Consider the following 21718-nt stretch of genomic DNA (forward strand, 5'->3'; position numbering starts at 1 on the left):
CACTTAACTACTCATCACAGTTAAGCTAACTGTCCTCATCAGGCAGGAGTTCAACCATCAATCAAGCTTTCGTTAAAACGGAAACAAAGTGCTCAAATACGTTCCAAAACGTAACATGCTGTAAAAAACACAAGCCAGCCCTATTAAAGGCTGGCTTTTATATTTAAAATCCCCACTAATAGGTATTGCCTGATTTTCAAAATCAGAATACATTAGCAGTACAATAAATTTTACAGTTAAGTTAGTTAAAAGAGCAAGCTTCGGACATAAAATCTCCGGAGCTTATTTTTTTAGTTACTATATGAGGAATAATTTCCTAAATCAGAGAAATTGCTTTAAATAATTATTTTTGTACAATAATTTATACGTAAAATGGTAAAACAACAAATTACAAAAATTTTATCCGGAGTCGTCTTAGCACTTACGACAACTTTAAGCATAAATGCATTTAAACCTAATCAAACTGATGACAAATGCCTCATAGTGGTAGGTATAGCCAGTAAGGATTTTAAATGCCAAAAGGGTGATGATAAGGTGGCCTATCCTACCCATGCCGGCTATCAGGCTGTATACCATACTAACAGCGACAATTATTACAATACAGCAAATTACGTTAAGACTTTGTTACGTGATAAATTTAAAGTGCCGGATAAGAATATCACTTTATATTCTTCAGACAAATCTACCTGTGTAATTATAAGCTATAGGCAGGAAATCAAAGAATGGAAATGTACTGTGGTAAAATGCGCTGTTGGATTTGGAGAAAGTAAAGATGCTGCACTAGCCGATGCCGTTGCACAAAAAAATAGTCTAGTAGGCCCCAAAGTTCCCTATCTGGAAATGGATACGTTTAATTGCCCTGAATAAATCTTGATATTTATAAAACGAAAAACTCCGGCTAGTACCGGAGTTTTTTAATATGTAGTATTGAATTATTTTATAAATTCAATCTTCTGTGCTTCTTCAAGGTTAACGCTGTCAAAAAAGCCCTGTTCGTTCATCCAGTCATCGCTGAATACTTTACTCATATAACGTGAGCCGTGGTCAGGGAAAATTAAAACAACATTACTATTTTCATCAAACTCTCCTAATTCTGCATATTGCTTAACAGCCTGGAAAGTTGCTCCACTTGTATATCCTACAAACAGGCCTTCAGTTTTAGCGATATGCCTTGCTGTATGTGCACTGTCCTCATCAGATACTTTTATAAACTTATCAATAACATCAAAGTCTGTAGCCGTAGGAATAAGGTTTTTACCCAATCCTTCTATCCTGTACGGGTAGATCTCTTCGCTGTCAAACTCTTTAGTCTCGTGGTATTTTTTTAATACAGATCCGTAGGCATCTACACCAAGAATTTTAACCGCCGGATTTTGCTCTTTAAGAAAACGTGCCGTACCTGATATAGTACCACCGGTACCGCTACAAGCAATAAGGTGCGTTATCTGTCCTTTAGTCTGTTCCCAGATTTCAGGACCTGTGGTTTTGTAGTGTGCGTCTACGTTAAGATCGTTAAAGTACTGGTTAATGTAAACCGAACCCTTGATCTCTTCATGAAGCCTTTTAGCTACGTTATAGTATGAGCGTGGATCGTCTGCAGAAACATTAGCAGGACATACATACACTTTAGCGCCCATAGCGCGAAGCATATCTATTTTATCTTTCGAAGACTTAGAACTTACTGCAAGTACGCAGTCGTACCCTTTAATAATGCTTACCATGGCAATACTAAAACCTGTATTACCGGAAGTAGTTTCGATAATTGTGTCGCCCGGTTTCAGGAGACCTTTTTTCTCTGCTTCTTCAATTATGTATAATGCAATTCTGTCTTTGGTGGAATGTCCCGGGTTAAAAGCTTCTACTTTTGCGTAGAAGTTACCCTTTAATCCTTCAGTAACTTTATTGAGCTTAATAAGAGGTGTGTTACCAATTAATTCCAACACATTATTATAGGCTTTTATTTCTTCTTTCATAAAAAATAAGTTAGTAAGGTAAAACTGCTACAAAGTTTATTGACCTCAAAACCTTGCAAAGCTAACAAAAAAAATTTAATTACTTTTTAATTCCTTCTAAATCTAATAAAAAACTGTATTCTTTGGCAACTTCCTTAATCGCTTCGAAACGTCCGGATGCCCCGCCATGCCCAGCTTCCATGTTGGTATCCAGGTATAAAAGATTGTTCCCGGTCTTGGTAACCCTTAATTTTGCTACCCATTTAGCCGGTTCCCAATATTGTACCTGCGAATCATGCAGACCAGTAGTAACCAACATATTTGGATAGTTTTGAGCAGTAATATTATCATATGGAGAATACGATTTCATATAATCGTAGTATTCTTTGTCGTTAGGATTACCCCATTCGTCATATTCACCTGTTGTTAATGGTATACTATCATCAAGCATAGTCGTAACAACATCTACAAAAGGTACCTGCGCAATAACACCGTGATAAAGTTGTGGTGCTATATTTATAATAGCTCCCATAAGCAAACCTCCGGCAGATCCGCCCTCGGCATACAAATGTTCGGCAGAAGTATATTTCTGGTCGATCACAAATTTAGAACAGTCTACAAAATCGGTAAAAGTATTTTTCTTTTTAAGCAGTTTTCCGTTATCATACCATTCACGGCCAAGATCTTCCCCGCCCCTGATATGGGCGATAGCATAGATAAACCCTCTATCCAAAAGGCTTAGCCTTATCGAAGAGAAGTAAGCATCCATAGAAGCCCCGTAAGAGCCGTAAGCATAAAGTAATAAAGGATTTTTACCATTCTTGGTAATTCCTTTACGATACACCATAGAAATCGGCACCTTAGTACCGTCTGCAGCAGTAGCCCAGACTCTTTCTTCGGTATAATTATTTTTATCAAATTTACCGCCAAGCACTTCCTGTTCTTTAAGGATAGTTTTCTCTTTGGTCTTCATATTAAAGTCTATTACAGAAGATGGCACTGCCAGCGACTGATAGCTGTAACGAAGTATTTCTGTATCAAAATCAGGATTGGTAGACGTTCCTGCTGTGTAAGTTTCGCTTTCAAAAGGCAGGTAGTACTCGCCTTTTCCATCCCAAGGGCGAATTCTTATTGTATTAAGTCCGTTGCTGCGTTCAGAAATTACCAGGTAGTTTTTAAAGATATCTATATCTTCCAAAAGCACCTCATTACGGTGTGGTATAAGGTCTTTCCAGTTCTCTTTTCCGGTTTTGTTTTCCGGGGTAACCATTAGCTTAAAGTTAGTCGCTTTATCTTTATTGGTAACTACATACCAGTTGTCACCATAATGCGAAATACTGTATTCAAGCCCTCTTGTTCTTTTTTGGAATACTTTAAAGTCGCCATCAGGCTTTTTAGCATCCAGTATACTAAATTCGCTTGTAAGCGTACTGCTGGCACCTATTACAAGGTATTTTTTAGATTTTTCTTTATAGATAAATGCACTAAAAGTATCATCTTTTTCATGGTATACAAGTACATCATCTTTAACATCTCTGTTAAGCTTGTGCTTGTAAATTTTATCCGAACGCAATGTTACCTCATCTTTACGGGTATAAAAAAGGGTGTTATTGTCGCCTGCCCATGTAGAGCCACCTGTAGTATTTTCAATTTTAAACGGAAGTGTCTCGTTCGTCTGAAGGTTTTTAACCTGAATTGTATATTGTCTTCTTGAAACAGTGTCTACACCAAACGCAGCCCATTTATTATCTTCACTTATATTTAAACCTCCAAGCTGAAAATAAGAATGTCCTTTTGCCATTTCGTTGCAATCGAACAATATTTCTTCTTTCGCCTCAAGGCTGCCTTTTTTACGGGCATATATAGGGTAGTCTTTTCCTTTTTCGTAACGGGTAATGTAAAAATATCCGTTGTAAAAGTAAGGTACAGATGAATCGTCTTCTTTGATCCTGCCTTTCATTTCTTCGAACAGGTCTTTCTGGAACTGTTTCTGACCGGCAGTCATTGTGTTGTAATAGTCGTTTTCTTTATTAAGGTAGTCTATCACTTCAGGATTTTCCCTTTCGTTAAGCCAGTAATAGTTATCTGTCCTTACGTCGCCGTGTTTTTCCAGTTTTTTTGGTTTAACAGTTGCCAGCGGCGGAGAAATGGTTTCGGTCATCTTAGTTTTATTAGATTGCGCATTCGCTGCAAAAATAACACAAACACAACTTAAAAGTAAGTGTTTTTTCATTTGTTTTATAGTTAGTTATAACTCTGCAATTTAGTACTTTTGACATACAGATCTTATTCCTAATCTAAAATATATTAAGAAATTATGAACATTTTTAGTAGATTTTTCAACACTCACACTGCGCTATAAAAAATGTATTTTTAATATATTTGCTTTAGAAACAAAAAATTTAAAATTATATACAATGTTTGGAGATATCATGGGAATGATGGGTAAACTTAAAGAAACCCAGCAAAAAATTGAAGATACTAAAAAAAGGCTTGACACTGTTTTGGTAGACGAGCAGAGCAATGACGGATTATTAAAGGTTACCATTACAGCAAACAGAAACATCAGGTCCCTTGCTATTGACGATTCTTTACTGGAAGATAAAGAACAACTGGAAGATTATTTAGTACTTGTACTTAATAAAGCTATTGCAAAGGCAACTGCTGTAAATGAAGCTGAGCTTGCTGCTGTAACTAAAGAAGGCATGCCGGATATACCGGGACTGGATATGTTTAAGTAATATAAATAACAAAGTTTCAAAGTCGCTAAGTATACTTACTCTGCCACTTTGAAACTTTGCTTATTAGAAACTTAATTTCTGCAAAGTTTCTATAACATAGTTATGCATCACTTCCTTATAATCAAGATGCGTGACAATTCGTAGTTTACCTTTACCTAACGAACTAATAAATATACTTTTTTGCTTTAGTTTCTCCATTAATGCAGCTTCGCTGTATTGTGGTTTAAGTGAAAAGATAAGGATATTAGTTTCTACAGGTTCTACTTTCTCTATCCACGGTAATTGCTGTAAAAAATTAGCCAGCTGCCTTGCACGCCTGTGGTCTTCTTCCAACCGGCCAACATTGTGTTGCAATGCGTAAAGTCCGGCAGCCGCAAGATATCCTGCCTGACGCATACCGCCACCAAATACTTTCCTTATTCGAATTGCTTTATTGATATGTTCCTGCTTCCCAACTAACAACGACCCTACGGGCGCTCCTAATCCTTTAGATAAGCATACTGATATAGTATCAAACAATTCACCAAATTGCTTAGGGTGCTGTCTTTTGGCTACAAGAGCATTCCATAAACGGGCACCGTCAAGGTGGTATTTAAGATTATTGGTTTTACATACCTCACCTATTTCCATAAGCGTTTGCAGGTCGTAACACGCTCCTCCGCCTTTGTTGGTTGTATTCTCTATACTTACAAGTGTTGTTAACGGACTATGGTAAAAATCGGGAGGGTTTATAGATTCTGCCACCTGGTTCGCGGTTATCATACCTCGGTTGCCATCTATCAATCGGCTCGATACGCCGCTGTTAAAGGCAACACCACCGCCCTCATAATTAAAAACGTGCGACCATTTATCGCATATCATTTCATCACCCGGATTTGTATGTAATTTTATTGCTGTCTGGTTTGCCATGGTGCCCGAAGGAAAAAATAATGCAGCCTCCATACCAAAAAGGTCGGCTACGGTTTCTTCGAGCTGTACAACGGTAGGATCCTGTTTATAAACATCATCGCCCACCTTTGCCCTGAACATTTGCTGAAGCATTTCATGCCCCGGGCGGGTTACCGTGTCACTTACTAAATTTATTTCCATATTATTGAAAAGGATAGCTTATTTTTGCTTAATACAAAACTACATTATTTATGACAAATACCGAACAAATTAAAGGTATTATAGAGCGTCTTGGTGCGCTGAGGAGGTATCTTTGACATTGACAGGAAATTAATTGAAATATCTAACGAAGAGGAAAAGACTTTTGCTCCCGATTTCTGGAACAACGCCAAAGAAGCCGAAATAATCGTAAAAAACCTGCGTACTAAAAAAAAGTGGGTTGAAGACTACGAGAAAGGAAATACAATGGCCGAAGAACTCCAGATTCTTTATGAATTTTTCAAAGAAGGTGCCGCTACCGAGGAAGAACTCGACAATCAGTATAGCGTGACTGCGACACATATAGAAAACCTTGAGTTTAAGAATATGCTTTCGGATGAAGGCGATACCCTAAGTGCCGTACTGCAAATTACGGCAGGCGCCGGAGGCACAGAAAGCTGTGACTGGGCTGCTATGCTTATGCGTATGTATATTATGTGGGGTGAAAAAGAAGGCTATAAAGTTAAAGAACTTAACTATCAGCCCGGTGAGGTTGCCGGTATTAAAACCGTGACCATTGAATTTGAAGGCGATTATTCTTTCGGCTACCTGAAGGGCGAAAATGGCGTACACCGTTTAGTACGTATTTCTCCTTTTGACAGTAATGGTAAACGCCATACATCATTTGCATCGGTATATGTTTATCCACTTGCAGACGATACCATTCAGATAGAGATAAGCCCGGCAGATATTTCATGGGAAACCATGCGTTCGAGCGGCGCAGGAGGGCAAAATGTAAATAAAGTAGAGACGGCAGTGCGACTTCGCCACCACCCTACGGGTATTATCATTGAAAACTCCGAAACACGTTCGCAGCTTGACAACAAAACCAAAGCCATGCAGTTGCTGAAATCGCAGTTGTATGAAATTGAACTTAAAAAACGCCAGGCAGTACGTGACGAAATTGAAGCCAACAAAATGAAAATTGAGTGGGGTTCGCAAATTCGCAACTACGTAATGCACCCATATAAGTTGGTAAAAGATGTGAGAACACAATTTGAAACCAGCGATGTTGATGGCGTTATGAACGGAAATATCGACGCCTTTTTAAAGGCATATCTGATGATGATGGGCCAAAAAGAAGAAGATCAGGTATAAAGTATGCTTATTAAAAAATTAGTCCTCCAAGTTGACTCTTGGGGGACTTTTTTTAACATTTCCTGTTATACAGCGGGATTCCAGCAAAATAGGCTTAATATTAGAATTTTTAACCTTACAAAATCGTGTAGCATTTGTTACAACATTAGTTTTTAACACTTTATTGTGAGTATTTAGTCGTACTTTCACATTCGGAATTATGACATGTTTAACATTCAATAAAGTTCCCATTCAAAAACTATGAGCTATAAAAAGCCAGTTTATTATATACCCGACAATGAGGCTCTCAGGCTGGAAAAGCTTAGTGAGTACGATATCCTTGATACCCATTCAGAAGATACTTTTGATAAGATCGCTCTTATGGCATCGCAGGTATTTAACTGTCCGAGTGCTTTTATAACTTTTATAGATGAAAAGAGGGCTTTTTTAAAGTCTAACCTTAGCTCATTGACTTTTAATGAGGTAAACCGTGAGGGTACTTTATCTTCTATTGCAATTTTAAACGATGATGTCACCGTTTATAACGATACCAACGATTTTACTGAACTTGCAAACCATGCATTTGTTAAAGGCGAAAACGGGGTGCGTTTCTACGCAGGAGCACCATTGAAATCGCCGGAAGGTTACAATGTAGGGGTTATTTGTGTTACTGACCAGGTACCGCATGAAGCCTCCGAACTACAACTGGATATGCTAAAAACATTAGCTAAAATTATAATTGATAAACTGGAAAACAGGCTGCGTTATAAAAAATCCATTCAGTCGCAGATCAACCTTATGAACATTGCCCTGCATGAGATCAAAAATCCGCTTGCTTCTATAAGCCTTGCGAACGATGTTATAAGAAAAGATGCTTCTACTCTGCCGCGTATGACAGACATGATAAAATCATCTGTTGCCATGATGCAGAAAAGGCTTGCAAACCTGCTTACACAATCTGAACTTGAAGAAAAAGACTTAGTTCTTTCTATAGAGCAAATTAACCTTAAAGATATGTTTACAAGGCTGGTTAATAATTTTGAATTATTAGCAAACCGTAAAAAACAGGTTATTGAGTTAAACTGCGACGAAACGCTTATTGTTGAAGGTGACCGCTCTAAAATATCAGATGTACTGCATAACTTACTAAGCAACGCTATAAAATATTCCTACCACAATACTGCTATTAGAGTTTCTGCGCGCGAAGCCGGAAATTATATGCACATTGAGGTAAAAGACGAAGGTCAGGGACTAAATTTTGATGACATACAGAAACTGTTTACCAAGTTTGCAAAACTTAGCTCTAAGCCTACAGGCAAGGAAACATCAAATGGATTAGGCCTTTCTATTACAAAATCGTTTGTAGAACTTCACAGGGGCAATATTTATGCTATGAGCCCGGGTAAAGATAAAGGAACAACATTTATTGTATCTATTCCGCTTAAATACCGCATGCCAAATGATATTGAAGCAATAGCCGAATTTAACTCGTAAAATTTCGCTGCATCGTTTTATATTCTTAATTTAAGGGCTGCTTTAAATTAGGTAACTATGAACAATCAAAGGGCATTGCTTGATACTCCATCGTTAACCAGCGAAAAATCATTAAAAACTCTTGTAGAGAACAGAACTGTATATTCACTAGATAACTGCGAACTTAATCTTTTTGAAACCTATCAGGAATCATTGAGAGTACCATTGAAATTTAACGACCTTGTTGTTACAAGCATGCTAAGGGGCAAAAAAGTAATGCACCTGTTTGATGATCCCGGTTTTGAATACCTGCCCGGAGAAACAGTTATTGTTCCCGGAAATGTAGAAATGAAGATCGACTTTCCTGAAGCATCGGTTCAAAACCCTACCCAATGCCTGGCACTCGCTATAGATCATAATAAGATAAATGATACTTTGGTATTTCTTAACGAACGCTATCCAAAAGAAGATGAGTTATGGAAACTGAACCACGAAAATTATTTCTTTTATAATAATACTGAATTAGCCACCACCATAAATAAACTTATTCGGGAATGCATGAGTTATTCTGTAACTAAAGATGCACTGGCAGATCTTGCCCTTCAGGAATTGCTTATTCGGATTATTCAGACACAGACCGCACAAAGAGTAAACGAGGAAACCACAATTGATACCAACAGCACTATTTACATCATTACAGAGTACATACGTGAAAATATTACCTCCAGTATTAACCTGAAAGAGCTCAGTAACAAAGCTTGTATGAGTACTACTTCTTTTTATCGCTATTTTAAACGGGAACTGGGCATGAGCCCGATTGAGTTTATACTCAATGAAAAAATTAAACAGGCAAAAAAGCTACTCAAAAACCCCGGGATACAAATAAACGAAGTGTGTTTTATGTCGGGGTTTGAAGACTGTAATTATTTCATAAGGCTGTTTAAAAAACACGAAGGCATAACACCAAAGCAATATCAGCTGCTTTACGTTAACTAGTCTTCTATAAAACTAACAGGCTCCAGGTCTTTGGCTTCCTCTTCTGTAAATAATCTCGATTCAATCATGAATCGTTTACCAAGCGGTATTTCCAAAGAAAAGCTTGCTCCTCTTCCATCAATAGCATTAAGCGTTAAATGCGTATGCTTCCAGTATTCAAACTGGTCTTTACTCATCCAGAATTCGCAATCTTCTATAACTCCAAGGCAAACATCGCTGTAACCGAGCTTAAAATCGCCTTTTTCAAAACACATGGGCTGGGAACCGTCGCAGCATCCTCCGCTTTGATGAAACATTAATTCTCCATATCGTTTCTTAAGCTCTGCAATAAGTGCAATAGCCTGAGGTGTAACATCAATTCTTTTATACATAGCTGTTTATTTATAACAGGGCCGTGGGGCTTAGCCCTGTTTTTATATTATCCGTTAATATCAACAAGTATTTTTACCTGCGATGGATTAGAAACCAGAGCTTCAAAGCCATCTGCAACAATATTATCCAGTTTAATTTTCTGGGTAACCAGTTTTTCTACAGGCATACGTCCCGAATCGATAAGGGCGATAACCTGCGGAAAGATATTCCTGTAGGCAATAATACCCTTAATAGTAATTTCCCTCACCACCTGATCGAATGCATCGTGGGTAACAGGTTTACCAAATAATGCTACTAAGACAGCTGTTCCGCCGTTTCTAAGGCTTTTTAGGCCGTTCTCATATGTTGCTTGAACTCCGGCAGCATCAAGATACACATCTGCACCGCCATTGGTTAGTTTTTTAACCTGTCCCGGAATATCTTCTGTTTTGCCATTAATAACATGGGTCGCACCAACTTCAGTTGCTTTTTCAAGGCGTTTATCGGCAACATCTACCACAATAACATTGGGCGATCCGGCAGCAATAGCCGCCTGTACACACAATAACCCGATTGGCCCCGCACCAAATATTACGCATGACTGACCCAGCTTCAATCCGCTTTGTAAAACACCATATACTGCAACCGCAGCAGGTTCTACAAGCGCACCCTGCTCAAAACTCATGCTATCCGGAATCTTGTGCACCATATAATCTTCCACCACCGTATATTTCGCAAAGCCACCATTAGATGTTAACCCCACAAAGCCAAGGGGCTCAGAAAGGTTGTATTCTCCGTTAGCAATAAATGGGCTTTCAGGATTTTTAAACAGTGGCTCTATCACTACCCTGTCGCCTACTTTTACGTTTGTAACACCTTCACCAACTTCGCTAACTATACCCGAGAATTCATGACCAAGTGTTGTAACCCCCTGATGCCCGTTAAGCGAATACGGTTTATCAACCGGAATCAGCATTGGCCCGTGTGTATACTCATGTAAATCAGATCCGCATATACCGGTAAACTGAACCTCTATTTTTACCTGTTTTTGTCCTGCTGTAGGAATTTCTGTTTCTTCAACCCTAATATCTTTTGCAGCATGCCAGCGTGCCGCCTTCATTGTATTTGACATTCTAAAAAAATTAAATTAATATATAATAAATCAGGCCGCCTAAGCAGCCTGACTTCCAAACATTCTAACAATTAGAAAAAGCCCAATTTCTTTTTATCGTAAGAGATAAGCATGTTTTTTGTCTGCCTGTAATGCTCTAACATCATTTTATGGTTTTCACGGCCAAAGCCCGATTTTTTATAGCCACCGAATGGCGCATGTGCAGGATACGCGTGATAATTGTTAACCCAAACCCTACCTGCTTTTATTGCACGGGGCACCTGGTAAAGCTCATGTGCGTCACGTGTCCACACGCCGGCACCAAGTCCGTAAAGGGTATCGTTGGCAATTTCTATAGCTTCCTCTGTAGTTTTAAAGGTAGTGACACATACAACAGGCCCAAATATCTCTTCCTGGAAAATCCTCATTTTATTATGTCCTTTAAATATAGTCGGCTGAATGTAGTATCCCCCGCCAAGTTCGCCATCCAGTTGATTGACTTCACCGCCTGTAAGCACTTCAGCACCTTCTTCTTTACCAATTTTAAGGTACGATTTTATCTTCTCGAACTGGTCGTTAGAAGCCTGGGCCCCCATAGCTACAGTTCTGTCAAGTGGGTGTCCTATTTTTATGGCTTCGGTACGCTCTATTACTTTAGCGATAAATTTATCATAGATATCTTCATGAACCAGCATACGTGACGGGCACGTACATACCTCACCCTGATTTAAGGCGAACATTACAGCTCCTTCAACGGCTTTATCAAAATAATCATCGTCGGCATCTGCAACAGATTTAAAGAATATGTTCGGCGATTTTCCACCAAGTTCCATCGTAGACGGAATAATATTTTCGGCAGCATATTGCATAATAAGACGGCCTGTAGTAGTTTCTCCTGTAAATGAAACTTTAGAGATACGTGGCGATGTAGCAAGCGGTTTACCGGCTTCTACACCAAAACCATTAACGATATTAATTACACCCGGTGGCACCACATCTTTTAATAACTCCATCAATACGATAATTGATACAGGAGTCTGCTCTGCAGCTTTAACCACCGTACAGTTACCCGCTGCAATAGCCGGTGCAATTTTCCAGGTAGCCATTAGTAACGGGAAGTTCCATGGGATGATCTGCCCCACAACACCCAAAGGTTCATGAAGCACAATACTTACCGTATTTTCGTCATGTTCTGAGATTGTTCCTTCTTCTGCGCGGATTACACCTGCAAAATACCTGAAATGGTCGATACAAAGCGGTAAATCGGCAGCAAGGGTTTCACGGATGGCTTTACCGTTGTCTATGGCCTCAACAGTAGCAAGGTATTCCAGATTAGCCTCCATAACATCGGCAATCTTATTTAATACATTGCTTCGAAGAGCAGGAGATGCTTTTCCCCATGTTTTAAAGCCTTCATGGGCGGCATCAAGAGCCAATTCTATATCTTCTTTGGTAGAACGTGCCGCTTTTGCAAACACTTTTCCATCTATTGGCGATACATTATCAAAGTATTCACCTTTAACGGGAGGTACAAATTTGCCTCCAATAAAATTATCATATTTATCCTTAAATTCAGGACGTTTTTCAATACTCATAGTCTTGTAGTTTATTTGTTGTCATTCAAAGTTAAACTACTATATCGTTAGAGTATAGCATAAATCCTTCATTCAATAGCACAAATCTGACATATTGCTGTTTTCAGGCACTGAAATATATAAAAGATTTAAAAAATAACAATATAAATTATTTATTCAGAATTATAACCATTCAACCAGTGAAACACCTAATCCAATGGTTGTCTGTTTGTTATTATAATCGATAAGTGTTTCACCATAACCGTGTGTCAGCTGAAAATAACCACGAAGATTACCGGAAAGATTACGTGACCACGAAAATTCGGCATATCCTTTTAAATGCCTGTTGAAAGATAGGTTACTGCTTGTAGTAAGCGACAGTACATTTTTACCCATAGCATAAATAACTGTAGCATCGCCACGACCTATATATTCAACAATATCGGGATTATCGTCTTCATTGTTCTGATCGGGCAGCCTAAACCACGGACGAAGGTACACCTGCCAGTTTCCGCTTTCAAAGCCGGTATGCAATATTATTCTGTTCCAGCTTCTCGACAACGGCATACTACGTCCATTAGACTGGTGGTTAAAGCTTATGCCTGCCATTTTATTGGTAAGACCAAACAGTTTAAAGTTGGTTGCGAAGTTTAATAGTACTTCCGGTTCATAATTAGTCTCCCTGAAAGGACGCGACAAACTTTTGTTATACAACTGCCAGTGCGATTTTTGTGTGTAGGCTCCCCATATATCGCCATGCCCCCAGAAAAGTCCCTGAAAAACTTTAACCTTGAAACTAATTTGGAATTTAGCCTCCAGGTTATTCAGGTCCTGGTTATCTACCACTTCGTAACCAGGGCTAGTATTACCGCTATGCGGTTTTCCATTGGGTTCACTTGACCAGCGTACCGGAAGTATATATAATGGTTTATAAGGTGTTATGATAAACGTACCGGAAGATGTAAGAGTATCCAGCTCCCAACGCTGTGCCATAGATTTTGGCCTGTCGTTATTGAAAAGAGACGACACCTGAGCGGTGCTTAGACTACTGATAAACAATAGAAAAACTACAACGTAGTTGCGAACAGAATATAAAAAAACAGGCATAAAAGGTTTTGTTTAAAAACAAAGATACCTATTATGCCTGTTAAAATTTATTTAAAGAAATTTCCCTTTATGTAAATAGAGAAACGATATAGTACATGATTGCTGCAATTACTGCTGATACCGGTATTGTAAGTATCCATGCCCAAAGAAGGCTGATAGTTACCCCCCAACGTACCGCTGATACCCTTTTAGTGATACCAACACCAATAATTGAACCTGTAATAGTATGTGTTGTAGATACCGGAATACCAAAATGTTCGGCAGTATAAAGTGTAATTGCACCTGCTGTTTCGGCTGTTACACCTTCAAGCGATGTAACTTTTGTAATTTTAGATCCCATAGTTTTCACAATCTTCCAGCCACCGCTCATTGTACCAAGGCCTATCATAGCAAAACTCACAAGAGGCACCCATCCATAATGCTCAACAAAATATTTAAACGGATCTGCAGCAGTTAAGTAAGCCGTATCAATGTCAATCTTAGTATGATAGTAGATAACTGCTGCACCAATAATACCCATTACCTTTTGCGCATCGTTAGCACCATGCCCAAGACTAAATAGTGCAGATGAAATCAATTGAAGCCTTTTAAACCACTTATCAGCTTTAGACGGGTTTGCTTTACGGCAAATATTGAGTATAAGTATAGTAAGAAAATATGCGACGACCATACCAATTAAAGGAGCAGCAAAAATAAATAATACGATAGGAATTACTTTTGCGTAATTAATAACAGTATTAAGATCTGCACCGGGAATTGTGAAAGCATGAGCCATAGCAGCACCCATAAAACCACCGATAAGTGTATGCGATGATGACGATGGTATACCTAGTTTCCAGGTTAAAAGGTTCCAGGTGATAGCCGCAATAAGTCCTGCAAAAATAACCTCAAGTGTTATAAAATCTTCGCCAACAGTTTTAGCGATCGTGTTACCAATTTTAAACTCTCCAATCCAGTATTTAGAAATAAAATAAGCAAGAAAGTTAAAAAAAGCTGCCCAAAGTACCGCCTGAAAAGGCGTTAATACTTTCGTAGCAACTATGGTAGCTATAGAGTTTGCAGCATCGTGAAATCCGTTGATGTAATCAAAGATTAATGCTAAAATAATAATTACTACAAGTAATGTAAACATAGATAATAGTTTAGTGAGTTGTTATTATGAATGCTTAACAGAGATAGACTCTAATACATTCGCAACTCCCTTACATTTATCAGCAGCTGTTTCAAGAGAAGAAAGTACTTCTTTATACTTAATAATGTTTTTAGCATCTGTTTCGTTCTCAAAAATATCAGCTACAGCTTTATCAAATACGTTATCCGATTTGTTTTCAAGCTTGTTTATTCTTTTACATGCATCTGCAATACCTTTAAGGTTTTTCATATCCTTAAGATCTGCAACCGCAATCTGGATAAGCTGGCAACTTTCCAGTGTAATTTCGGTCATTTTTCGTATTGACTTCGTGATCTTTTCAACCTGGTATAGCCTCATTCTGTTGGCAGCACCGTAAAGGTAATCTGCAACGTTATCAATAGCTGAAATAAGCGCGTGGATATCTTCCCTGTCAAAAGGAGTTATGAAGTTACGGCTTAACTCAAGGTTAGTCTGGTGTGCAATCTCTTCGATTACAGCCTCTAATTCTTCAATTTTCCTGTAGTAAGCTTCTCTCTCTTCTTTAGGAGTGTTAACTGCTTCGTGAAGTGTTTCTGCTAGTATAACAAGGTTTGATGTTGCCTGTTCAAAAAGGGGGAAAAATTTCTTATCTTTTGGTACAAGAAATTGGAAGATACTGTTAATAGACATTAGCTTTCGTGTTTTATGGCGCAAATGTACTCTTCCAATGTTAAGAAATCATTAAGTTATCATGAATATGAGGTTATTTGTTCTAATCGTTTGTTAACCGAATAAAACAAAGGAATTCTCAATAATTTCTAAAGATATCAAACGTTTTCGTATTTTTGCTACTCAAAAAATACATTCAATACACAAATATACAACGTAACATGGATATTAACTTCAATAAAAACGAAGATCATAATAAACTTTTGCTTTCAGAATACAAACAAAAGTTAGCCAAAGTAAAATTGGGCGGCGGCGAAAAACGTATTGAAAAGCTTCACAACGAAGGCAAAATGACTGCACGTGAGCGTATTGAGTACCTTCTGGATAAAGATTCAAAAAGCATAGAGATTGGGGCATTTGTAGGCGATGGTATGTATGCAGAACATGGCGGATGCCCATCTGGCGGTGTTGTTATAAAAATAGGCTACGTTCGCGGTAAGCAATGTATTGTTGTAGCCAATGATGCTACCGTTAAAGCCGGGGCGTGGTTCCCTATTACTGGAAAGAAAAATCTGCGTGCACAGGAAATAGCTATGGAAAACCGCCTGCCTATTATTTACCTTGTAGACAGTGCCGGGGTTTACCTACCACTTCAGGACGAAATTTTCCCCGACAAAGAGCATTTTGGACGTATTTTCCGCAACAATGCTATTATGAGCAGTATGGGCATTACCCAGATTGCAGCCGTTATGGGCAGCTGTGTTGCCGGTGGTGCTTACCTGCCAATTATGAGTGACGAAGCGCTTATTGTAGACAAAACAGGAAGTATTTTCCTTGCAGGAAGCTACCTTGTAAAGGCTGCTATTGGCGAAACCATAGACAATGAAACACTTGGCGGTGCCACGACACACTGTGAAATTTCCGGGGTTACTGATTATAAAGCCAAAGACGATAAAGATGCCCTTGACAAAATAAAGAACATTGTCGATAAAATAGGCGATTACAACAAAGCAGGGTACAACCGTATAAAAGCGGAGAAACCTGCATTGCCGGAACAGGATATTTACGGTATAATTCCGAAATCGCGCTCTGAGCAGTATGATATGATGGAAATCATCAAACGACTGGTAGACAACAGCGAATTTGAAGAATATAAAGCAGGCTACGGACAAACTATCATTACAGGTTATGCCCGTATAGATGGCTGGGCTGTTGGTATTGTGGCCAATCAGCGTAAAGTGGTAAAATCTAAAAAGGGTGAAATGCAGTTTGGCGGTGTAATTTATTCTGACAGCGCCGATAAAGCGACACGCTTTATTGCTAACTGTAACCAAAAGAAAATTCCTCTTGTCTTCCTTCAGGATGTTACCGGATTTATGGTGGGCTCTAAATCAGAACATGGCGGCATTATCAAAGATGGAGCTAAAATGGTAAATGCCGTTAGTAACTCGGTTGTACCTAAGTTCACTGTTGTTGTGGGTAACTCGTATGGCGCAGGTAACTATGCAATGTGTGGAAAGGCATACGACCCAAGGCTTATTTTTGCATGGCCAAGTGCCGAGCTTGCCGTTATGGGTGGTACACAGGCTGCTAAGGTACTATTACAAATAGAAGCTTCATCGCTTAAAGCAAGGGGCGAAGAAATTACACCTGAAAAAGAAGCGGAACTTTTTGATAAGATCAAGGCGCGCTATGATGCGCAGGTATCTCCGTACTACGCTGCTTCAAGATTGTGGACGGATGCTATTATCGATCCGCTTGATACACGTAACTGGATATCGTTAGGTATTGAAGCTGCTAACCACGCTCCTATTGAGAAACAATTTAACCTTGGCGTTATTCAGGTTTAATTTTATCTTTGCAAAAGTATTATACTGTCATACCAATATGACTTTTAACGATCACGCACCTGTTTCAGGCTGCGTGATTGTTGTTTTTAAGCTTCCCAAGCTACACAAAATTTTATAGCACCTAATCCAACTATAAGATTTATCCTTAAATTAGATGCATGAAATTATCTGAAACTGAATTACAGGATCTCGCGCAACAACTGCGCTGCCCCAACGGCGATAATGGCCTCAAGGTGGGCGAAATGATGAATTTCACCAATAGCAACATCATTAGCAGGGTGATAGACAGCCTTAATTTACAACATAACGATTCAATATTAGAAATTGGTCCCGGTAACGGCGCACATGTATCGTCTTTTATAAATAATGCATCAGAGGGAGAATATCACGGTATAGACATCTCTGAATTGATGTTATCCGAAGCTTCCAATAGCAACGCTGCATTTAAGAATGTGTTTTTTCAGCATACTAACGGAAGCGATATTCCATTTGAAGAAAACAGGTTTAATAAAATATTTACCGCTAATACCATCTATTTTTGGGATGAGCCGCAGGCGTTCGCCGATGAAATAGCCCGTGTACTAAAAACAGGCGGGATTCTATCTATAGGTTTTATCCCGGAAAGTACAATGAAAAAGATTCCATTTGCCAAATATGGGTTTACACTGTATAGTATACCAACAGTAACTAAACTTTTAGAAAACGCCGGATTTATTGTTGAAGCAGCCGTTACCGACACCGAATTTGTTACCAGTAACAGTGGCGAAAAAATAGAACGTGAATTTGTAATACTGACTGCTAAGAAATCACAGTAACGATGAAAATATATTTAATAACAGCTTTTACTTTTTTAAGTGTAGTATCTGCTTCGGCACAAACCTTTACAAGGCGCGATAGTTTACAGGGTGGCTTACGACCTGAACGCACCAGTTTTGATGTGCAGCGTTACGACCTGAACATAAAGGTAGATCCGGGTAAAAAGTTTATTAGCGGATACAATGACATTACTTTTAAGGTTGTAGAAAATACCGCTAAGATTCAGCTTGACCTTTTTGAAAATATGACCATAGACAGTATTGCAGTTAAAGGCAATACTATAAAATACAAACGTGATAACGATGCCGTTTTTATAACTTTTAGTGAGCCGCTTAAAAAAGGCAGCGAAGAAAAGCTTCGCTTTTACTACTCGGGAAATCCGCTGATAGCTAAAAATGCACCCTGGGATGGTGGATTTGTTTTTTCGAATGATGCCGATGGGAAACCCTGGATAGGTGTTGCTGTACAGGGAACGGGAGCAAGTTTATGGTATCCTGTGAAAGACAGCCAGACTGACGAACCCGACAAAGGCGCGACCGTTAAAGTAGCTGTTCCAAACGGACTCATGAATGTATCTAACGGACGATTTATAGGCAACGAAGATTTAAAAAATGGTTATACGCGCTGGGATTGGGAGGTAACAAACCCGATCAACAATTACAATATTACACTGAACATTGCCGATTACGTCCATATACATGATAATCTGGACGGACTTGACCTTGACTATTATGTACTTCGTAAAAATGAAGATAAGGCCCGAAAACAATTTGAGGAAGTAAAACCTATGATGGAATGCTTTCAAAGCAAATTTGGTAAATATCCCTTCTTTGAAGATGGCTATAAACTGGTTGAGACTCCATATTTGGGAATGGAACATCAAAGCGCTGTTGCTTACGGAAATAAGTACAAAAAGGGATACATGGGTATGGATATTAGCGGTACCGGTGTTGGGTTATTGTTTGATTATATAATAATTCACGAAACCGGGCACGAATGGTTTGGCAACAGCATTACTTCTAAAGATATTGCCGATATGTGGATTCACGAAGGGTTTACTACCTATTCTGAATCGGTTTATGTTGAGTGTCGTTACGGCTACGAAAAAGCAATGCAGTACATAACAGGGCAACAGTACAGCGTTGGCAACCGCAAACCCGTTATTGGGGTGTTTGGCGTAAACAAAGAAGGTTCGGGCGATATGTATTACAAAGGTGCGCTGATGCTAAATACGCTTCGCCATGTAATTAATGACGATGCCAAATGGTGGGATTTGATTCTGAACTATTCTCTAATGTATAAAAAAGATATTATTGACACAGAAACAGTGGTGAACTATTTTAATAAAAAAGCAGGCATGAACTTTACTCCTGTTTTCGATCAATACCTTCGCTATAAAGATATACCTGTACTGCAGGTAAAATCTAAAGGCAAAAATTTAGAATACCGCTGGGTAACCGATGTTGCTAATTTTACAATGCCTGTAGGTGTAACCGTAAACGGAAAAGAAATGCGGCTTAACGCAACCAATAATTGGCAATCTACTACCCTGACCGATAAAGCCGAGAAAATAGAACTGCAAAGAAGTAAGTTTTATGTAAAGCTGCAAACGCTATAAATGCAAAAATCCGTTACTGTACAGTAACGGATTTTTTTATGTTTTGTCCTGAAGATTATGCCAGGCTTTTAAGCGTAGCATCTCTTTGTAATTTACCAGATCCTGTCTCGGCAAATTTTGGTACAAAAAGAACTTCTTTTGGTTTCTCAAATTTGTCCAGCTTTTTATAAACCGACTCATCGATATCAAAAGGCGCGCCTTCTATAACAAGTACAAGTTTTTCACCTAATTTATCATCAGCAACTCCTTTTACAAAAAAGCGCCTGTTTATTTTAGAGGATAGTTTTTCTTCAATCTGTTCCGGGAAGAGTTTAACACCACCGCTGTTTATAACATTGTCGTGCCTGCCAAGCCAAATAAAGTGCTGATCGTCTAAAACTTCAACAACATCATTCGTCACAACAGGTTCATTGCAAATAACATACGGATCGATAACAAGGCAATGCCTTTCATCTTTGCTAATTCTTACGTTGGGCAGTACAGTAAAAGCTTCCTCTCCTATTTTTTTAGCTGCAATATGGGTAATGGTCTCTGTCATACCATAGGTTTCATATATCTCAACAGGCAGTACAGCCAATTGGTCTGAAAGTGCCTGGCTTACTTTTGCCCCTCCGAGTATGATTTTTTTTATTTGCTGCAATTTTTCCAGCGAATGCTGCGCCTGTAAAGGCACCATAGCTGCAAAATCGTACTGCGTGTCATTTCTTTCTAACGGATTAGAAACCGGGGCTACCAAATCCATATCCCAACCCAGTATAAAAGCGCGTACCAGCATCATTTTTCCTGCCACGAACTGTGTGGGCAGGCAGTGCAATACTTTGATACCCGGCATAAGGTCAAAAAATTCACCCGTTGCCAAAGCAGAATGCACCATCGCCTGTTTTTCTACCTTAATAAGTTTTGGGGCACCTGTAGTACCCGATGTCTGCATTTCAATAAAATCAGTCTGGTCAAACCAATCCAGCAGAAAATCGCCTACAGCCCTTTCGTAAGCTTCACCTTCTTTAATAAAGCTGTACGCAATACGGCACAGATCATCTTCGGTAAGATGAAATCCGTTAAGTTTAAATTGGGGGTGTACAAAGTGATAATCCGGGTTATTCATAGTTTTTTCCTATTTGATTTAAAGCAGTTTTTTCTTCGTTAATCAAGTGGACAGGACCGGTTAGTTTTTCCTTCCAATTGGTCCATTTGTATTTCCTATTAAAGATAATTAAAAGAATCGGAAATATAATTAGTACAGGTACGATTATATCTAATCCTGCCGATGGTTCCGAAACATCTTTAAGTACCGAATAGGTCTGGAAAGCTGTCCAGTCTGCTGTAACAAGCAGCACACCTGTAAGATTATTTGCCGCGTGAAAACCAAGGGCAAGTTCTGCCCCATCATCCATAAGTGTTATTATTCCGAGGAAAAGGCCTGTACCGATATAATATATCATTATCAGGTAGCCCATTTTTGATACCTCGGGATTAAAAAAGTGCATCCCACCGAAAATAACTGATGTCATAACCAATGGAAACCATTTATTTTTAGCAAGATTACCAAATCCCTGCATTAAATACCCTCTAAATACGAGCTCTTCAACAGATGTTTGTATTGGCACCATTGCTATAGCTATTAAAAAGAGAGGGACAAACTTTACAATATCAAACTGAATTACATAAGATTCAGGATTCAGATAATAATCTAAAATCGTAGTCAGGCATGAAAATATAAACCATAACAAGAAAGAAAAAAGTATTCGTGACTTATCAATCTTCGGCCGACTTGTGATTATTTCATTAAATCGTTGTCTGTGTATGTTTCTTATAACAATATAAAGTGCTACTAACGCTACTAAAAATGAAAAAAGCACCAAAAACAAGGTTAAATTTAGGTTTAAGTAACCAAGCATGTCCTCCTGTGTCGCGGGAATAGGACTTCCATCTGACATTGCTTTAACCGAAATTGCGATTAAGAGTGGTAACTGTCCAATAAATGAAGTGAAAATGACAATTACTGACCCTACAAGATATTTCCAGAATTTATTTTCCGGCTTAAACCCAAGTTCTATGAACATACTTATATTATTATTTAAGATTTTGTTTGCACTAAGTTACTTCAAATTTCCGTTTATAATAGC

Annotated in this window: 19 protein-coding genes; 8 read left to right on the forward strand and 11 right to left on the reverse strand. The window is 38.7% G+C overall.

Annotated elements, in window-relative coordinates; all coding sequences use genetic code 11:
- Positions 1 to 372: 372 nt before the first annotated feature.
- A complete protein-coding gene (locus ALW18_03815) occupies positions 373 to 867 on the forward strand; it encodes a hypothetical protein (protein AOE51716.1) in 495 nt (164 codons plus the stop codon).
- Positions 868 to 932: 65 nt separating this feature from the next.
- On the opposite strand, the gene ALW18_03820 is transcribed toward ALW18_03815, so the two are convergent.
- Together ALW18_03820 and ALW18_03825 are read right to left on the reverse strand one after the other, a co-directional pair.
- Complete coding sequence (locus tag ALW18_03820) at positions 933 to 1973, reverse strand: cystathionine beta-synthase (GenBank protein ID AOE51717.1); 1041 nt, start codon at positions 1971 to 1973, stop codon at positions 933 to 935.
- Between the two features lie 79 nt (positions 1974 to 2052).
- Positions 2053 to 4185 carry a protease 2 gene (locus ALW18_03825; GenBank protein AOE51718.1) on the reverse strand — a complete coding sequence of 711 codons (2133 nt, stop codon included), beginning with the start codon at positions 4183 to 4185 and terminating at the stop codon, positions 2053 to 2055.
- Between the two features lie 184 nt (positions 4186 to 4369).
- Between ALW18_03825 and ALW18_03830 the strand changes: the two genes are divergently transcribed.
- Positions 4370 to 4693 (forward strand): hypothetical protein, encoded by a 324-nt coding sequence (locus tag ALW18_03830; GenBank protein ID AOE51719.1) that lies wholly within the window; start codon positions 4370 to 4372, stop codon positions 4691 to 4693.
- 63 nt (positions 4694 to 4756) lie between these two features.
- Here ALW18_03830 and ALW18_03835 read toward each other — a convergent pair whose 3' ends face one another.
- The gene (locus ALW18_03835) at positions 4757 to 5782 is read right to left on the reverse strand and encodes a threonine aldolase (GenBank protein AOE51720.1); all 1026 of its coding nucleotides are present in this window, start codon (positions 5780 to 5782) and stop codon (positions 4757 to 4759) included.
- 264 nt (positions 5783 to 6046) lie between these two features.
- On the opposite strand from ALW18_03835, the gene ALW18_03840 reads away from it, so the two are divergent.
- The 3 genes from ALW18_03840 (at position 6047) to ALW18_03850 (ending at position 9385) form a co-directional block, all read left to right on the forward strand.
- Positions 6047 to 6937 carry a peptide chain release factor 2 gene (locus ALW18_03840; protein AOE51721.1) on the forward strand — a complete coding sequence of 297 codons (891 nt, stop codon included), beginning with the start codon at positions 6047 to 6049 and terminating at the stop codon, positions 6935 to 6937.
- A gap of 240 nt (positions 6938 to 7177) precedes the next feature.
- Positions 7178 to 8410 carry a hypothetical protein gene (locus ALW18_03845; protein AOE51722.1) on the forward strand — a complete coding sequence of 411 codons (1233 nt, stop codon included), beginning with the start codon at positions 7178 to 7180 and terminating at the stop codon, positions 8408 to 8410.
- A gap of 57 nt (positions 8411 to 8467) precedes the next feature.
- The gene (locus tag ALW18_03850) at positions 8468 to 9385 is read left to right on the forward strand and encodes an AraC family transcriptional regulator (GenBank protein AOE51723.1); all 918 of its coding nucleotides are present in this window, start codon (positions 8468 to 8470) and stop codon (positions 9383 to 9385) included.
- On the opposite strand, the gene ALW18_03855 is transcribed toward ALW18_03850, so the two are convergent.
- From ALW18_03855 to ALW18_03880, 6 genes are all read right to left on the reverse strand, one after another.
- Positions 9382 to 9756, reverse strand: a complete 375-nt coding sequence (locus ALW18_03855; protein AOE51724.1) for a UDP-glucose 4-epimerase — start codon at positions 9754 to 9756, stop codon at positions 9382 to 9384. The two genes, ALW18_03850 and ALW18_03855, sit on opposite strands and share 4 nt — an antisense overlap.
- A 47-nt stretch (positions 9757 to 9803) precedes the next feature.
- The gene (locus ALW18_03860; protein AOE51725.1) at positions 9804 to 10868 is read right to left on the reverse strand and encodes a butanediol dehydrogenase; all 1065 of its coding nucleotides are present in this window, start codon (positions 10866 to 10868) and stop codon (positions 9804 to 9806) included.
- A gap of 71 nt (positions 10869 to 10939) precedes the next feature.
- Positions 10940 to 12442: an aldehyde dehydrogenase gene (locus tag ALW18_03865; protein ID AOE51726.1), complete on the reverse strand. Its 1503-nt coding sequence runs from the start codon at positions 12440 to 12442 to the stop codon at positions 10940 to 10942.
- A gap of 162 nt (positions 12443 to 12604) precedes the next feature.
- A complete protein-coding gene (locus tag ALW18_03870; GenBank protein ID AOE51727.1) occupies positions 12605 to 13528 on the reverse strand; it encodes a hypothetical protein in 924 nt (307 codons plus the stop codon).
- A gap of 67 nt (positions 13529 to 13595) precedes the next feature.
- Positions 13596 to 14660: an inorganic phosphate transporter gene (locus ALW18_03875; GenBank protein ID AOE51728.1), complete on the reverse strand. Its 1065-nt coding sequence runs from the start codon at positions 14658 to 14660 to the stop codon at positions 13596 to 13598.
- Between the two features lie 24 nt (positions 14661 to 14684).
- Positions 14685 to 15329 (reverse strand): phosphate transport regulator, encoded by a 645-nt coding sequence (locus ALW18_03880; GenBank protein ID AOE51729.1) that lies wholly within the window; start codon positions 15327 to 15329, stop codon positions 14685 to 14687.
- Positions 15330 to 15529: 200 nt separating this feature from the next.
- On the opposite strand from ALW18_03880, the gene ALW18_03885 reads away from it, so the two are divergent.
- The 3 genes from ALW18_03885 to ALW18_03895 all read left to right on the forward strand — a co-directional run bounded on the left by ALW18_03885 (position 15530) and on the right by ALW18_03895 (position 19592).
- Positions 15530 to 17158, forward strand: a complete 1629-nt coding sequence (locus ALW18_03885) for a methylcrotonoyl-CoA carboxylase (GenBank protein AOE51730.1) — start codon at positions 15530 to 15532, stop codon at positions 17156 to 17158.
- Positions 17159 to 17316: 158 nt separating this feature from the next.
- Entirely contained in the window at positions 17317 to 17973 is a 657-nt protein-coding gene (locus ALW18_03890; GenBank protein AOE51731.1) for a hypothetical protein, read from the forward strand.
- A 2-nt stretch (positions 17974 to 17975) separates the two neighbouring features.
- On the forward strand, positions 17976 to 19592 hold the full coding sequence (locus ALW18_03895; protein AOE51732.1) for a peptidase M1: 1617 nt from the start codon (positions 17976 to 17978) through the stop codon (positions 19590 to 19592).
- A gap of 55 nt (positions 19593 to 19647) precedes the next feature.
- On the opposite strand, the gene ALW18_03900 is transcribed toward ALW18_03895, so the two are convergent.
- Both ALW18_03900 and ALW18_03905 read right to left on the reverse strand, forming a co-directional pair.
- Positions 19648 to 20697 (reverse strand): O-succinylbenzoic acid--CoA ligase, encoded by a 1050-nt coding sequence (locus ALW18_03900; GenBank protein ID AOE51733.1) that lies wholly within the window; start codon positions 20695 to 20697, stop codon positions 19648 to 19650.
- Positions 20690 to 21655, reverse strand: a complete 966-nt coding sequence (locus ALW18_03905) for an abortive phage infection protein (protein AOE51734.1) — start codon at positions 21653 to 21655, stop codon at positions 20690 to 20692. The genes ALW18_03900 and ALW18_03905 overlap by 8 nt, the downstream gene beginning before the upstream one ends.
- Between the last annotated feature and the right edge of the window lie 63 nt (positions 21656 to 21718).

This window comes from Flavobacterium psychrophilum (assembly GCA_001708385.1).
Classification (GTDB): Bacteria; Bacteroidota; Bacteroidia; order Flavobacteriales; family Flavobacteriaceae; genus Flavobacterium; species Flavobacterium psychrophilum_A.